General features: G+C 62.8%; 1 pseudogene. It reads left to right on the top strand.

Annotation, left to right across the window (positions count from 1 at the left end):
- A pseudogene (locus tag EVC45_RS45150) lies at positions 1 to 495 on the top strand (IS21 family transposase); the annotation flags it as partial.

Raw genomic sequence — 495 nt, forward strand, 5'->3', positions numbered from 1 at the left:
GGCAAATTCCCCCACGGTGCCCACCGGCTCCGGGCTGCAAATTCCTCCACCCTGCCCACCGGCAAAGAGCAACCAGATATCGGCCTGCGAGTCACACCGGGAGTTCATAGAGGCCCAGTTGCGGCTGCGGCGCAATGCCATGGCCATCTACCAGGATCTGGTGGACCGGTTTGGCTTTGCTGCCGGATACGACAGCGTCAAGCGGTTCGTGCGGACACTGCGCCAGCATGAACCGGCCCAGTTTGACCGGCTGGATTTCCAGCCTGGCGGAGAAGCCCAGGTTGATTATGGCGAGGGGGCCCTGACCAGGGTGCCGGGCACAAACCGTTACCGCAAGCCGCGGTTGTTCGTCATGACGCTTCGGTACTCGCGACGCAGCTTCCGCCGCGTTGTGTGGAAGTCCAGCAAACAGGTCTGGGCCGAGCTGCACGAGCAGGCCTGGCGCCAGCTGGGTGGTGTAACGCAATACGTCGTCCTCGACAATCTGAAGGAAGG

The sequence above is a fragment of the Paraburkholderia sp. UYCP14C genome (genome assembly GCF_004197395.1).
In the GTDB taxonomy this organism is placed as follows: domain Bacteria; phylum Pseudomonadota; class Gammaproteobacteria; order Burkholderiales; family Burkholderiaceae; genus Paraburkholderia.